Origin of the sequence: Streptomyces sp. NBC_01716 (genome assembly GCF_036248275.1) — a bacterium.
Classification (GTDB): Bacteria; Actinomycetota; Actinomycetes; order Streptomycetales; family Streptomycetaceae; genus Streptomyces.
The window spans coordinates 2,993,729-3,009,329 of the sequence record NZ_CP109181.1; the positions used below are offsets into that span (position 1 = coordinate 2,993,729).

11 protein-coding genes are annotated in these 15,601 nt (G+C 68.2%); 9 read left to right on the forward strand and 2 right to left on the reverse strand.

The window, feature by feature from the left end:
• Position 1: 1 nt before the first annotated feature.
• Positions 2–1,000, reverse strand: coding sequence for an agmatinase (gene speB, locus OIE74_RS12830; protein ID WP_329382212.1), 999 nt, complete (start codon positions 998–1,000; stop codon positions 2–4).
• Positions 1,001–1,200: 200 nt separating this feature from the next.
• Here speB and OIE74_RS12835 point away from each other — a divergent pair, with 200 nt between their 5' ends.
• The gene (locus OIE74_RS12835; RefSeq protein ID WP_329382216.1) at positions 1,201–2,373 is read left to right on the forward strand and encodes a M20/M25/M40 family metallo-hydrolase; all 1,173 of its coding nucleotides are present in this window, start codon (positions 1,201–1,203) and stop codon (positions 2,371–2,373) included.
• Position 2,374: 1 nt separating this feature from the next.
• Here the strand turns inward: OIE74_RS12835 and OIE74_RS12840 are convergent, their stop codons facing one another.
• Entirely contained in the window at positions 2,375–3,217 is an 843-nt protein-coding gene (locus tag OIE74_RS12840; protein ID WP_329382220.1) for a M55 family metallopeptidase, read from the reverse strand.
• A 133-nt stretch (positions 3,218–3,350) separates the two neighbouring features.
• Here OIE74_RS12840 and OIE74_RS12845 point away from each other — a divergent pair, with 133 nt between their 5' ends.
• The 8 genes from OIE74_RS12845 to menC all read left to right on the forward strand — a co-directional run bounded on the left by OIE74_RS12845 (position 3,351) and on the right by menC (position 15,581).
• Positions 3,351–4,979, forward strand: coding sequence for a PucR family transcriptional regulator (locus tag OIE74_RS12845; protein ID WP_329382223.1), 1,629 nt, complete (start codon positions 3,351–3,353; stop codon positions 4,977–4,979).
• Between the two features lie 114 nt (positions 4,980–5,093).
• A complete protein-coding gene (locus tag OIE74_RS12850; RefSeq protein WP_329382226.1) occupies positions 5,094–6,680 on the forward strand; it encodes an ABC transporter substrate-binding protein in 1,587 nt (528 codons plus the stop codon).
• 89 nt (positions 6,681–6,769) lie between these two features.
• Entirely contained in the window at positions 6,770–7,693 is a 924-nt protein-coding gene (locus OIE74_RS12855; RefSeq protein ID WP_329382229.1) for an ABC transporter permease, read from the forward strand.
• The gene (locus OIE74_RS12860) at positions 7,693–9,558 is read left to right on the forward strand and encodes a dipeptide/oligopeptide/nickel ABC transporter permease/ATP-binding protein (protein WP_329382232.1); all 1,866 of its coding nucleotides are present in this window, start codon (positions 7,693–7,695) and stop codon (positions 9,556–9,558) included. Before OIE74_RS12855 ends, OIE74_RS12860 begins: the two co-directional genes overlap by 1 nt.
• Entirely contained in the window at positions 9,555–10,355 is an 801-nt protein-coding gene (locus OIE74_RS12865; RefSeq protein ID WP_329382235.1) for an ABC transporter ATP-binding protein, read from the forward strand. The genes OIE74_RS12860 and OIE74_RS12865 overlap by 4 nt, the downstream gene beginning before the upstream one ends.
• A 320-nt stretch (positions 10,356–10,675) precedes the next feature.
• A complete protein-coding gene (locus OIE74_RS12870; protein WP_329382237.1) occupies positions 10,676–13,657 on the forward strand; it encodes a serine hydrolase in 2,982 nt (993 codons plus the stop codon).
• On the forward strand, positions 13,654–14,454 hold the full coding sequence (locus OIE74_RS12875; RefSeq protein ID WP_329382239.1) for a GNAT family N-acetyltransferase: 801 nt from the start codon (positions 13,654–13,656) through the stop codon (positions 14,452–14,454). The genes OIE74_RS12870 and OIE74_RS12875 overlap by 4 nt, the downstream gene beginning before the upstream one ends.
• Positions 14,454–15,581, forward strand: a complete 1,128-nt coding sequence (gene menC, locus OIE74_RS12880) for an o-succinylbenzoate synthase (protein ID WP_329382241.1) — start codon at positions 14,454–14,456, stop codon at positions 15,579–15,581. The genes OIE74_RS12875 and menC overlap by 1 nt, the downstream gene beginning before the upstream one ends.
• Positions 15,582–15,601: the final 20 nt, after the last annotated feature.

Genomic DNA, 15,601 nt, shown 5'->3' on the forward strand with positions numbered 1-15,601 from the left:
TCTAAAGTCGCCCACCCGATGCGAACATCGCGAGCAGGTCGAACGTGATGCCCGCGGCCGCGAGTGCCGTGATTTGCGCGTGATCGTAGGCGGGTGAGACCTCCACGACGTCCGCTCCGACGACATTGAGGCCGACGAGGGAGAACAGCAGGAGCTGGAGCTCCCTCGTCGTCAGACCGCCCGGCTCCGGCGTCCCGGTCCCGGGGGCGTGCGCGGGGTCGAGCACGTCGACATCGATGCTGATGTATACGGGACAGTCCCCCACTCGCTGTCGGATGCGCTCCGCCGCGCGGTCAATCCCCTGTCGGGCGATGTCGAGAGTCGTGACCGTCGCGAATCCGAGTGCGGCGTCGTCGTCGAAGTCTGATGCGGCGGGAGTACTGTGCCGGATGCCGACGTGCATGCAGTGGTCCGCAGCGAGCAGCCCTTCCTCGAAGGCGCGGCGGAACGGAGTGCCGTGTGCGAGCGGATTGCCGAAGACGGTGTCCCACGTGTCGAAGTGCGCATCGAAGTGGACGAGTGCCATGCGGCCGAACTGCTCGTGCGCGGCGCGCAGCAGTGGGAGCGCGATGGTGTGGTCCCCGCCGATTGCCACGATGCTCCGGGCGTCGGCGTAGAGCGTCCGCGCCGCATGCTCGATCTGCTCGACCGCCCGGGCGATGTCGAAGGGCGTCGCCCCGACGTCCCCCGCGTCGACGACCTGGAGGGCCGTCCACGGCTCGACGCCGAGACCGATGTGATACGGCCTGAGCAGTTTCGATGCCGCGCGAACGGCCTCCGGCCCGAATCGGGCTCCGGGGCGATAGGTGGTTCCCGAGTCGAAGGGGACCCCGAGGATCGCCACGTCGGCCCGAGCTACCTCGTCCAGGCGAGGGAGACGGGCGAAGGTCGATGGCCCCGCGAACCGGGGAAGCTGTGCGAGCGCATCCGGCGGGCCGACGATGCCCGTCACGGAGTCGGACGCCGTAGGCGGCGTCCTGTCGGTGTCGGGTTCGTTCATCGGAGATCCTCGGGGTCGTCGTGATGTGCTGTCGGCCGCGCTCAGCCATCGAACCCCGGCATTCCCCCAACGGGCATTGGCCGATGAAACGAAGCCATGAGCTCCCCTTCGTACAGCGGTACGAGCTGCCTGCGCGAGCGATGCGCCATGCTGAGACGACATACACCCCCCTCCCCTCCCTCACGACCAGAAGGTGACGGATGCGAACGGATTCTGTGTCTGCGACGCCGAGCGAATCGGCTGTCGACCTCCGTACGATCCTCGACGATCTCCGCACGCTCGTACTCGCCGAGTCCCCGTCATCGGACCTGGCCGCCGTCGCGCGCAGCGCGCGCACGGTGGCCGAGCTGATCGGTGCGCGGCTGGGGCGGCACCCCGAGATCGTCGGTGTCGACGGCGTGGACCACGTCCTCCTGCGCGCAGCGAACCCCGAGGTCCTCATCCTCGCGCACCACGACACGGTCTGGCCGTTGGGGACGATCGAGCAGATTCCCTACTCGGAAGCGGGTGGCGTCGTGCACGGACCCGGGTGCTTCGACATGAAGCTCGGTCTCGTCCAGGCGGTGAACTCCCTTGCGGAGTTGCGCCGCCGGCACGGTGAGGGCATCGTCGACCGCGTCTCGCTCCTCGTCACGGGTGATGAGGAGGTGGGGTCGCCGACATCGCGGACACTGCTCGAAGAGGAGGCGAAGCGATGCCGGGCGGTGCTCGTTCTGGAGGCCGCGGGACCCGGCGGCGCGCTGAAAGTCGAGCGCAAGGGTGTCTCGCGCTATCGGCTTGAGGTGACCGGCCGGGCAGCGCACGCCGGCCTCGACCCGGAGACGGGCGTCAACGCCGCGATCGCCGCCGCCGAGATGATCCTCGCCGTCGCCGAACTGCGGGACGTCGCCGCAGGAACGACCGTGACACCCACCGTCGTCACAGCAGGAACGGCCCCCAACACGGTGCCGGCTCAGGCCCTCGTCGATGTCGACGTGCGGGCGGCAACGGTCGCCGAACAACACCGTGTAGACCAGTCGATCCGGCGGATCGGACCCTCCGCCCCGCATGCGACCTTGGTCATCCACGGCGGACCCAACCGGCCGCCGATGGAGCGAGCGATGACGGAAGAACTCGCCGGTCTGACCCGGCGCCTAGCCTGCGAACTCGGTCAGACGCCGCCCACCACCATGTCGGTCGGGGGCGCGTCGGACGGCAACTTCACGGCCGCGCTCGGCATTCGCACGCTGGACGGTCTCGGCGCCGTAGGCGGCGGCGCGCACGCTCCGGACGAGCACGCGCAGATCGCTGCCATCCTCCCCCGTACTCAGCTTCTGACAGCCCTGCTGGGTGAGCTCCTGCGGGGGAGCCCTGGACCGGCGGGCGTGGGGTGACTCAGCGCCTGGTCGCGATCGCCGCGCGCGTGCGCTCGCCCGCCGCCGCGAGCTCGTAGAGCACCGTGATCAGGCCGAGGGCCTCGCTCGCCGAGACCGTCGTGGCGATGGTCCGATCGGAGGTTCGCACGCACCCGGGGATGCCCGCTGCCAGCTCGGCCGCCACCGGCGACGGCATGTCGATCTCCATATCGAGCGCCGTAGGCGGCTCGGGCCGGGCGAGGCCGGCCGCACCACGGACTGCCGCGGCGGCTGCCAGGCGGATCGCCTCTCTCGCAGCGGAGGGCGCGATTGTGTTCGCGGCGGAGAAGCCGTGAGCGGTCTTCACCGTCACGATGCCTGCCCCGGGGAAGGCATTGGACGCGATACCGGAGATGACATCGTCGCCCGTCACGAGACCGACAGGGACTCCCAGCGACGCCGCATAGAGCCCGTTCACCTCGGCCTCGGACACGCGCCGACCGTCGATGCGGACCTCGCCGAAGTACGCCGAGAAGGTGTGCGCCAGAACCCCCGGTGCGCCCGCTGGAGCGTGGTATCCGACGAAAAGGGCGATGTCGCTCTCGGCGGTAAGACCCTCCGCCATGCAGTTGGCCTTGGGCGAGCCGAACACGAGCCGGGCCCGAGGATCGAGTCGATCGTGGAGGAGGTTGTCCATCGTGCCGTGCGAGTCGTTGACGACAACGCTCGTCGCACCGCCGTCGAACGAGCCCGCGATCGCGGCGTTCGTCTCCTCCGTCATCAATTCTTGGGCTCGACCGTAGCCGAACCCGCCGCGGAGGATCTGATCGAGCGTCGCGATGCCCGCAACGCCTTCCATGTCGACGGAGATGTAGACCTGCACTGATTTCCGACCTACCTTCCTCGAGCACCCCGGGGTCGGCACCCCGATCCCGTCGTGCCACTCTCGCAAATCCGCTGCCTCGCCGATTCGTGTCCGTGACCGAAATAGAGATAGATGAGTTGGAGGATTGCCTATGCCCGCTGTCCATGGACATCCCGCCCAGCTCGGACGACTGGTCGACCGGCTCGGCTCCACGCTGCTCGCGCACCGCGCCGGACCGCGTCAACCGCGTCGGACGGTGTCGACGATCGTGCTGCACGACCCGCTTGACCCTCCCGTCATCGACCCGGACGCCATCGTCCTAGGAATTGCGGTGGCAGACGAAGCCGAACTCACGGAGCTCATCCGTGCACTCGGGCAGGCGGGCGCGTCCGCGCTCATCGTCCGCGACCCGCTCGCGCTCAGTGACCGCGCGAGGTCCGCAGCAGACGACGGCGACGTCGCCGTTTTCGGCCTCGTCCGGGGGGCATCCTGGCTTCAGGTCGCGATGCTGGTCGTGGGCGCGCTCAACCTGGTCGTCGACGGCCTGCCGTTTGATGGTCTGGACTCGGGAAGGGACCTGTTCACTCTCGCCGACTCACTGTCCGCCCTGCTGAGCGCCCCGGTGACGATCGAAGACCTGACCTCCCGGGTGATCGCGTTCTCCGCCGATCAGGCCGGCACCGATGAGCCTCGTCGCCTAACGATCCTCGGCCTCCGTGTGCCGGACATGTACAGCTCCGCGCAGCGCGAGACGGGCGTGTTCCGGGACCTGTACGCATCTGAGCGCCCGCTGTTCTTCGCCGAGCCCGCGCCCGGGGTCCTCCCCCGTGTCGCGATGCGCATCCAGGGCGGCGACGAACCACTGGGGTCCATCTGGGCGGTCGCCTCGGAACCTCTGTCTCTGGAACAGGAGAAGGGCATGATCGAGGCCGCGCAGGTCGTGGCCCTGCACATGCTCCGCTCACGCGTCAGTGCGGATGCGGCGCAGCGGTTGCGGGAAGCGATGACGTCGGCGCTGCTCGACGGCGGGGCTAGTGCCCGCGAGGCCGCCCAGCAGCTCGCGATCGAGTCGTCCGCGGCGTGCGTGATCGTGTTCGGTCCCGTCGAGAACGACGACGAGGTCCGCGTGGTCGCCGACACCCACCGAGCTGTGAACGCGCTCCAAAGGTATCTGCAGCTCACGTATCCGCGCGCGGTAGCGGCCCAGCTCGGGGGAGTCGTGTATGCGATCGTCCCGCTTCGTGGCGACGCCGAGAGTGGCGCCGCCGCCATGGCGAGCCTGGCGGGCGAGTTCGTGTCACGCCTCGGCACCACGACGGCGTTCATCGCGGGTGTGGGAGGCGTCGTCGACGACATCGGTACGTTGAACCGATCGCGCCGGGAAGCCGACATGGCGATGCGCGTCCTGCGCTCTCGCCCGCAGGAGGCCGCGCGCGTCGCCGGCTTCTCCGACGTCTACGCAGAGTCGCTCATGCTCCATATCGGCGATTCCCTCGTCGCCGACGGTATCGAGATCGGTGGCCCCCTGCGGGCGCTGCGGGAGTACGACGCGACGCACGGGACTCATCTGGTCGTGACGCTGTGGAGCTGGCTGGAGCACTTCGGCGACGTCAGCGGCGCCGCGCGCGCCGTCCACGTCCACAAGAACACTTTCCGCTATCGACTGGAACGTATCGAAGACGTCGCGGGAATCGAACTGGACGATCCAGGCGTCCGATTCGGGCTCATGCTGCAATTCCGCCTCCCCGCGAGCCGTGCGGTTCGGGCAAACGGCCAATGACGTAGCCACGTTCTCGGATGATCGGCCGAGGAGCCCGGACCCGGGTGCGGTCATGCTGGTCCCGCGATGCACGAAGCCGTTCTCCGAACACATTCGAAGCGAAGTGGGGCCACCATGAAACGACGTGCCTCCGTCCTGATCCCGATCGCCGTCACCGCGTCACTCGCGCTCACGGCGTGCAGCGGAGCATCCGAATCCCCGGGACGCAAAATGGCGATCGACGGCACGTTCACTGTGGCCATCGACCAGGATCCCGGGGACCTGAATCCGCTGCTGACCACCAGTGTCACCGCTCAGAGCGTCGGGCTCTACTCGTACGACACGCTTCTCTTCCAGGATCCGAAGACCAAGGTCCAACCGTTCCTCGCCGAGAGTTGGACCGAGAGTCCGACAAAGGTGACGTACACACTCCGCGATGACATCACCTGCGCCGACGGCACCGCCTTCACAGCGCAGACCGCGGCGGACAACCTCAACTGGATTCTCGATCCGGCCAATGGCTCCCCCCGGCTCGAATCGGTCGTCCCGGCGAACGCGAAGGTGACCGCCAAGGGAAATGTCCTCACGGTCACGACTCCCACCCCGCGACCATTCATGCTCAACGACATCGGCGCCCAGCAACTCGTCTGCGAGGGAGCACTCGGAAACCCTCGCAGCGTCTCGTCCCGGAGCGACGGCACCGGCCCCTTCATCATCGATGACGTAGTCGCAGGTGCCTCCATCAAGCTCACCCGGCGCAAGGACTACACCTGGGGTCCGCACAACACGACCTCGAAGACCCCCGGTCTGCCGCGGGCCGTGACCATCAGGATCGTTCCTAGCCCGTCGACGAGAGCAAACCTGCTCCTCTCCGGCGATCTCAACGCCGCCATCGTGAGCGGTAGCGACGAAGATCGACTCGCTCGGCTCGACCGGCAGCCCTCCCCGGCGATTTCCGGGATGATCGTCTATAACCACTTCGAAGGCACTCCCACCGCCGACGCCGCCGTGCGAACCGCTCTTACTCAGGCGACGAACCTCGACGCACTCACTCAGGTGCTCACGGCCGGGAAGGGTAAACGCGCGACGTCGCTCCTCACAGAGGAGCCGAGCCTGTGCACCTACGACACGATCGGCAGCCTTCCCGCCTTCGATCCCGGCGCGGCCGCCCAGACCCTTGAGGCCGCCGGCTACACCAAGGGCCGGGGCGGCGTCTACGCCAACAGCGACGGACCGCTGCGGATCACGCTCGTGTACGACAACTCGACCGATACCCGTAGCGCTGCCGCCGAGTATCTCGCCGGCCAGTGGGAGGACCTCGGAGTTCAGGTGAAGCTGGACGGCGGCGACGAGAACTACGTCGTTGACCGAGCGTTCGTGACCAAGGATCCCAGCGGGTGGAACGCGACGCTCGGACTCAACCTCCAGTCCGGCACTCCGGCGATCTTCCCGAAGTACCTCTCCGGGCCTGCGGCACCCAAGGGCACGAACTTCGCGTCCATCCACAACGCGCAGTACGAGAAGTTGAGCGTGGCGGCAGCCAAGCGGAGCGGTGAGAAGGCGTGCGACGGATGGGCCGCTGCGGAGAAGGCGGTCTTCGCCGAGTCCGACCTGATCCCGGTCTCGGTCACGCCCAACAAAATGTACTTCTCGAAGTCGCTGGCCCTCTACCCGCCTGTAGGCGGGCTGCTGCCCGGCTCGGCGATCCGGGTTTTGCGGTGACGGCCGGGCTGTCGAGAACTCTCGATGCTGCGGAGGCAGGTGCCCCAACCACCCGTCGTGGGCTCGACAGTGCTTTGCCGCGCTTTCTCGTGCGGCGGCTTGTGCGCCTGTTCTGGTCCGTCGTCGCGGTGGTCACCGTCTCTTTCCTGATGGTCCGCCTCATCCCGGGCGATCCGGTCCGCAACGCACTGGGCACGAACGCCTCACCGGCGGTCGTCGAAGCGCGTCGCGAGGCGCTCGGACTGAACGACTCGCTCTGGCTCCAGTACGTGAACTTCTGGAAGGGCCTGCTCACCGGTGATCTCGGCGAGTCGTTCTCGCTTGGTCTTCCCGTCTCCGAGGTCATCAGCCAGCGACTCCTTGCCACCCTCGAACTCGTCTTCCTATCGCTCGCCGTGGCGCTGGTCCTCTCGATTCCCGTCGGGATCGCGGTGGCGGCCCTGACCCGAGGCGGACGACGCCGTCCCTTCGACCTCGCCTACACGTCGATCAGCGGTCTGTTCGCGGTGTTCCCCGAATTCCTGATCGGAGTGGGGCTCGTCTTCTTCTTCGCGGTGCAACTGCACGCGCTCCCGGTGGCGGGAAGGTCTGGCCCCGACTCGTACGTGTTGCCCGTGCTCGCGCTCTCCATCGGCATCAGTGCGGCGATGTCGCGCATTGTCCGGGTCGAGGCGCTGACCGTGCTGCAGCAGGACTACGTCCGCACCGCGCGGTCCAAGCGGATGTCCGCGGCTCGTCTCTACTTCCGTCACGTCGTGCCCAATCTCCTGACCTCGTCTCTCACGCTGAGCGGGATCGTGCTGGGCTCACTCATCTCGGGCACGGTCCTCGTCGAAACGATCTTCTCCTGGCCCGGCCTCGGCCTCACCATCGTGGACTCGGTGAGGAGCAAGGACTTCCCGCTCGCGCAAGGAATCGTCGTGGTGTACGGCGTGATCGTCCTGATCGTCAATCTCCTGATTGACCTCGCGGTCGCCGCCCTCGACCCGCGCTCGGCCACGAAGGGCCTCTGATGACACTCGTCGACCCCACTCCCCGTGAGGCAGACGCATCACCGCGACGCGCCTCGATGCGCCGCGTCAAGGCGTCGCTGCGCTCGCCGCTCGGCGCGGGCGCGCTGTGCGGTGTCGCGATCGTGCTCTTCTTCACCGTCTTCGGCCCCGTGATCTGGGGCGAGGCAGCGAAATTGGCAGACCTGACGGCACTGTCCGAGCCGCCCAGTGCCGAGCACCCGCTCGGCACGGATGCCGGTGGTCACGACGTCCTGGCACGCGTGCTGAGTGCTACGCGCCTGTCAATCACGACGGCGCTCGCGGCGACGTTGATCGGCGTATCGCTCGGCGTCCCCCTCGGGCTCCTTCCCGTCGTGACCCCCAGGAGAGTCGGCCGCTTCATCAACAGCGCCATCGGCGTGGCGATGGCGTTTCCCGCTCTGCTGCTCGCGATCGTCGTCTCGGTCACGCTCGGGGTGGGATTGCTCACGGCGACGCTCGCGATCGGCCTCGCGATGGTCCCCTCCTACGCCCGCCTCACACAGGCGCTGGCCGCATCGGTCGCGGGACGCGACTTCGTCGCCGCCGCGCGGGTCCTCGGAGTGAGTCCTGCCCGAGTCATGTTCCGGCATATCTTCCCCAACATCCGCGACACGATCATCGTGAACGCCAGCACGGGCGCCGGAACCGCGCTCGTCGCGGCGACCGGCTTGTCGTTCCTCGGTCTCGGCGTCCAGGCGCCCGAGTACGACTGGGGTCGCATGCTGAACGAGAGTCTCGGCGCCATCTACGTGAACCCCGCCGCATCTCTCGGCGTCGCGGTGGCGATCACCGTCACCGGCGTCACCTTCGCCCTGCTCGGCGAGACACTGACCCGCGTCTTGGGATTGGAGACGACGCTCCCACGGGCCGCCCGCCGCTCGCCCGTCCACTCCACACGCCCGGCGCCCGACGAGTCCATCTCCGCGCCCAAGGCCTCCGCGCCGGCGCCCAAGCCGGACGATCTCGTGCTCTCAGTGCGCGGACTCAGAGTCGAGGCACCTTCGGGCGAGACTTGGAAACGCCCCGTTAACGATCTGAGCTTCGACATCCACCGCGGCGAGATCGTCGGCATCGTCGGCGAGTCGGGGTCCGGCAAGTCGCTCACCTGTATGGCCGTTGCGTCACTACTCGACCATCCCCTGAGGGTGACCGCCGCGTCCATCTGCTTCGACGGCATGGAGCTGACGAAATCAGGCGCCATGGCGCACCCTCAGATGACGCCTTCGCTGGCTCGTCACCTCGGGACCCGCATGGCGTTCGTCTTCCAGGATCCCTCGACCTCGCTCAATCCCGCGCTCCACGTCGGCCCACAGGTCGCCGAGATCGGTGTCCTCCACGGCGGCCTGCGCCCACGCCAGGCGCTGCAGCGCGCCATCGAGCGGCTCCGCGCCGTGAAGATCGACGACCCGGAGGGGCGTGCCCGCCAGTACCCGCATCAATTCTCCGGAGGCATGCGTCAGCGCGCGATGATCGCGATGGGCCTCATGGGCGAGCCCGCCCTCATGATCGCCGACGAGCCGACGACAGCGCTCGATGTGACCGTCCAGCGCGAAGTCCTGGCCCTGCTCGACGAAGTCAACCGCGAGCACGACACGGCCATCATGCTCGTCTCCCACGACATATCACTGATTTCGTCGTTCTGTACGCGCGTGCTCGTCATGTACCGCGGCTCGCTCGTGGAGAGCCTGCGCACGGAGGACCTCGTGCAAGGCCGAGCACGCCATCCCTACACGCGCGCTCTGGCCGCCGCCGTCCCTCACCTCGACGCGACGCCAGGCAGTGAATTCACAACCATCCCGGAGAACGCCGAGTTCTCCCTTGAGTCTGCGCAGGTGACGAATTGACGGAACTGGTCTTCGAAGATGTCGACGTCGCGTACGGCGGCGGTCGCGCGGCGCACGACGTCGTACGCAATGTCAGCCTCACCGTCCCCAGCGGCCGGATCATGGGCCTTGTGGGCGAATCGGGGTCTGGCAAGTCGACTCTCGCCCGCGCCGCAGTCGGTCTCCACGAGCCCCGATCGGGCCGGATCCTGCTCGATGGGACCAACGTCGTAAACGCACGAGGAGGCAACGCTGCTCTCCGACGACGAATCCAGATGGTGTTCCAAGACGCCAACTCTTCGCTCAACCCGCGGATGTCCATCGGGGCGGCAATCGAGGAAGCGATCCTCGTGCGGTCCGGGACGGCGCGACGCGATCGCGTACGCCGGGGGGACGAGGTGCGCCGGATGCTCGAACTCGTGGAGCTCGACCCGCGACGGTCGGACGACCTCCCGATGCAACTGTCCGGAGGCCAGCGCCAACGCGTCGCGATCGCACGCGCCCTCGCCGCCAAGCCGCAGGTCCTGCTCGCCGACGAAATCACGTCGGCGCTCGACGTGTCCGTCCAGGGAACGGTGCTCAACCTCCTCATGCAGGCGCATCGGCGGCTCGGACTCACGGTGCTGTTCATCAGCCACAACCTCGCGATCGTGCGACAGCTCTGCGACGAGGTCGCCGTAATGAGAACCGGCGAGATCGTCGAGGCGGGCATCGCATCCAAGGTCATCGACAATCCGAAGCACCCCTACACGCGTGCGCTCATCGGCGCCGTGCCCCGCATGGGCGAGCGCCTGCTGGGCGAAGGAGTCCGACCGTGACGACACGACCGCTCGAGCTCGACGACATCCGTGACATCGTCACCGTTTCCGACACAGCGATCGTCGCCGATGGAACGGCGGTCGTGTTCACGCGACGAGGCACAGCCGGGTCGCGGACCGCGACCGCCCTGTGGCTTGCAACCGCCGAGGGTGCGACGCGGCGACTCACCGCGGGCCCCGCAGACCGCGCGCCACGCGTGTGCGCTTCGGGCGTTCTCTTCCTTCGCGATGTCTCAGGCGTCCCGCAGCTGCATCTCCTGCCCAAAAGGGGCGAGGCACGTTGTCTCACCGATCTGCCCCTCGGCGCGGGACCGGCGGCAATGAGCCCGGACGGCCGGCACGTCGCCTTCACCGCCTCCGTCGATCGCGCGGGCGGTGTGCCCGGGTCACCCATCGTCATCGACACCCTCGACGACAAGGAGGACGGACGCGGCTGGATCGGTGCGGTCAGGCGCCACGTCTTCGTCTTGGCGCTCGACACGCTACGCGTGCGACAGATCACCGACGGGGACTTCGACGCCGGTGAACCGGCGTGGTCCCCTGATGGCAACCGGCTCGCGTATGTCGCCGGGCTCGAGCCGGGCGCCGACCTCTCGCGCGAGAGACGCGCGTACGCAGTCGAGCTGGACGACCCGCTCGCACCCCTCCTTCCGCTCGGGCACGCGCGAGGCCTCGCCGGGCCGGTCGTGTGGACACCCGACGGCGGATCTGTCGTCGCGGTTGGGATGCCCGCACCCGCGGTCGGCAACGCCCGGCTCCTGCGCCTGCATCTCGATGGACGGGACGACGTCGATCTCACTGCGGGCTTGGATCGCAACGTCATGCCAGGTGCTTCCGGCTACCCGGGCGGGCGGCCCGCGCTGTCTCCCGACGGCGAGCACATCGTGTTCTGCGCCCGCGACCGGGGGTGGACCCACCTCTACTCCGTCCGGCTCGCGGACGGTCATCACCGCCGCCTCGTCACCGACCCGCACTACGTCGTGTCCGCGCTCTCGGTCGCCTCCGCGGCATCGCGTGCTGCCGTCGTCGTAACGACACCGGCGTCGTTCGCCGAGGTTGCCATCGTCGATCTCGAGCGGGCCGAGCACACGACCCTCACGAACCTCATGGGCGCGAGCCTGCCGGGAGTGGAACTCCACCGTCCGGAGCCGCGGCAGTTCCAGATCAGTGACGGAACCGTCGTCCACGGCTGGATCACCGAGGCACCGGACACCAGAGGCTCAGGCCCCCTCCTGCTCGACATTCACGGCGGGCCCCACAACGCGTGGGCGGGCGTCGCGGATGACATTCACCTCTATCAGCAACTCCTCGTCTCGCGGGGATGGCGCGTTCTCACGCTGAACCCCCGGGGTTCCGACGGGTACGGCGAGGAGTTCCTCCGCGCTATCGACGGTGGATGGGGCCGCGACGATCTGCGCGACTTCCTCGAACCCATCGACCAACTCATCGCCGAGGGTATCGCCCATCCCGATCAGCTCGCCGTGACCGGCTACAGCTACGGCGGTCTGTCGACGTGCGTGCTCACCGCGCACACGAACCGGTTCGCGGCGGCAGCCGCCGGTGGACTCCTGTGCGATTTCGCAGCGGTGGGAGGCCAGCACCTCCCCGAGGGCTTCTTCGCCGCCATGACGAGCGACGCCGACCCCCTGGACGTCGTGCCGCTGACGCGGCTGTCCCCGATCTCGCGCGTCGGCCGCGTGCATACGCCCACGCTCGTCCTGCATGGTGCCGACGACGACACCTGTCCCGTTGAGCAGGCCCGGCAGTGGTTCACCGCGTTGCGCCTCCAAGGCGTGCCCAGTCGGCTCGTCGTCTATCCGGGCGGGAATCATCTGTTCATCGCCGACGGTCCGATCGACCATCGCGTCGACTATCACGCGCGCGTCGTCGCGTGGATGGAGCAGCACACCCGTTCCGCGCCCCGGCCCGCAGCGATCTCGCCGGCGCCGCGCGACCCGGGCCACTGGCGCCGCAGACTTGAGCTTCTGTGCGACCGGTACGCGGTTCCCGGGGCGCAGTTCGGAATTGTCCAACTCGACGCAAACGGCGTGCCGTTCGACCGTGTCATCGTCGGCGCAGGGACGACGGACGTGAGCACGGCCGAGCTTGTGACAGAGACGACGATCTTCCAGATCGGGTCGATCACGAAGGTATGGACGACAACCCTCGTCATGCAGCTCGTCGACGAGGGCCTCCTGGACCTCGATGCGCCCGTCCGCCGCTATCTGCCCGACTTCGCGCTCGGAGGTGACCCGTCGCCGACCGTGACGGTGAGGCAACTTCTTACCCACACGAGCGGGATCGACGGCGACGTTTTCACCGACACCGGCACGGGCGACGACTGTGTCCGTCTCTACGTGGAACAACTCGCGTCGGTCGGTCGCATTCACGAGCCGGGAGCGCGCTTCTCCTACTGCAACTCCGGTTTCGTCGTCGCGGGCCGTATCGTCGAGGCCCTTCGCAGCGTCACGTGGGACGAGGCGCTGCGCCGGTACGTGATAGAACCGCTCGGCCTCGACCATACAATCTCGCGCACGGAAGACGCCCCGCGCTTCTCGGCAGCGGTCGGTCACTCCGGGGATCCGGCCACACCCGTTACGACGTGGCCGATCACCCGCTCGATGGGGCCGGCCGGCCTCGTGGTCTCCGACCTCGACGACCTCCTTGCCTTCGCGGAGACGGCAATGCGCGGCGGCGTCGCGCCGAACGGGACGCGGATCCTCTCGGAAGCGAGCGCACGGGCGATGACTCGCGAGTCCGTGGACCTGCGCGGCACCGCGGTAGCGACGCAAGGATGGGGCCTCGGCTGGTTCCTGCAGGACTGGAACGGCCGCTCGGTCTACGGGCACGACGGTGGAACCATCGGTCAGCGCGCCTTCCTGCGGGTCTTTCCCGAGACGGGCTTCGCGCTGGCCCTGCTGACCAACGGGGGGCGGGCTGACGGTTTCGCCGCGGAACTCCTCGCCGAAGCAGCTGCGGCCATAGACGGAAGCACCCCGCCCCCACCGCTCCGACCCGACCCCGCGCGGCCCGTCGACGCCCCGTCCGGGTGCTGGGAGGCCGCCGGCCTCCGCATCGAGGTGTCAACCGAGGACGGCGAGGCCCGCATCTCCATCACCGACCTGAAGGACGTCCTTCGCTCCGGCGAGCAAGGAGAACCCGTGTCCACCAGTCTCTACGCCACCGATCTGCCCGGCGTCTACGCCCATCAGCTGCCCGATATCGCGGGGTGGGAACAGTTCCGGCCGGTACAGGCTGGCGCCTACCTCGGGTACCGGTTCCTCCCGGAGGTTACGTCGTGAACGCAGTGGTCACCCCGACTCCGGCTGCTGCCGGCATCGCCATGCGCTCGCTGCACACGCCCGAGGAGATGGTCAGGGCGTCGGCGCTGATCGCCCGTGTGTGGGAAGTGCCCCCCGAACGATCGCTCCTGAGCCCCGAGATGCTCGTCGCCCTCGCGCATTCGGGCAACTACGTCGCTGGGGCGTTCCTCGGCGAAGAGATCATCGGCGTGAACGTCGGCTTCTTCCATCCCCCGCTCAAGCGATCCCTGCACTCCCACGTCGCAGCGGTCGCCCCGGAACACGCCGGGGCGGGGGTGGGACGCGCACTCAAACACCACCAGCGGTTGTGGGCGCTCGAGCGCGATGCGACGCGAGTCACCTGGACCTTCGATCCCCTCGTCGCCCGCAACGCGTACTTCAACATACGCAAGCTCGGATGCGACGTGGAGGCGTACCTCACCGACTTCTACGGGACGATGCAGGACAGCGTCAATCAGGGCCAGCACAGTGACCGGCTCCTCGTGGTCTGGCACCTGGATCGTCTCCCGCGCGACAACGAGCGCCCCCAGGAGGACTATCCCGTCCTGCTGCGTAACGACGACGGCAGACCCGTTATGGGTGCCATGCCCGACGGTACGGAGTATTGCCTCGTTGAGATCCCCTCCGACATCGACGAGGTCCGCCGCCACCTACCCGCGCTCGCGCTCGAATGGCGGATCGAGCTGCGCGAGGTGCTGGGCGGCCTCCTCGCGGAAGGGTGGCGCGTTGTCCATTTCGATCCCGACGGCAGTTACCACCTGCGAAGGAGCGCCTGATGCACATCGATCGCATCGACCTGATCACCGTACGGATGCCGCTGTCGGCCCCCTTCACGACGTCGTTCTCGACCCAGACGGAGCGCTGTCCGCTGCTCGTGCGCGCAGTGGCGTCCGAGGGCGGTGAGACCGTCGTCGGGTGGGGCGAGTGCGTGGCCCTCGCCGAGCCGTACTACTCCCCCGAGTATCTGGAGGGTGCCCGGGACGTGCTGCAGCGCTTCCTCGTCCCCGCGTTGTTCGAATGGCAGACCTCGGGCCGGCCGGTGACGGCTCAGACGGTCTCCGCCGCCGTCGCCCACGTCGTGGGGCACCGGATGGCGAAGGCGGGGCTCGAACTGGCCGTGCTCGACGCACAGTTGCGTCTCCGGCACACTTCGTTGGCCGAGCATCTGGGCGTGACCCGGGACAGCGTTCCCGCCGGCGTCAGTGTGGGGATCGAGGATTCGGTATCCGCCCTGCTCGACCGCGTGGGAGGCTTCATCGACCAGGGGTATGCGCGCATCAAGCTGAAGATCCGCCCGGGATGGGACGTGGAGCCGGTCCGCGCGGTCCGCGAGCGCTTCGGCGACGTCCCCCTCCAGGTCGACGCGAACACCGCCTACCGCCTCTCCGATGTCCCGACGCTGCGCAACCTCGATCCGTTCGAGCTGCTGCTCATCGAGCAGCCGCTCGCCGAGGACGATCTGCGCCAGCACGCGATCCTCGCCCAGCAGATCTCGACACCCGTGTGCCTCGACGAGTCGGTGATCTCCGCGCAGACCGCCGCCGATGCGATCGCCCTCGGCGCAGCGTCGGTCATCAACATCAAACCTGGACGCGTCGGCGGTTACCTCGAAGCGGTCCGGATCCACGACCTCGCGCTCGCGAACGGCGTCGCCGTCTGGTGCGGGGGCATGCTGGAGACCGGCATCGGACGCGCAGCGAACGCCGCCCTGGCCGGCATGCCCGGGTTCACCCTGGCGGGCGACATCTCGGCGTCCGACCGCTTCTACCGTCAGGACATCACCGAACCGATCACGATGACCGACGGCGCCGTCGCCGTCCCCCGGGGGCCGGGCATCGGCGTCGAGCCGATCCCCGATGCACTCGCGGACTCCACAATCCACTCGATCGAGCTGACGGCATGAGAACCGGCCCCGTCGCGGGA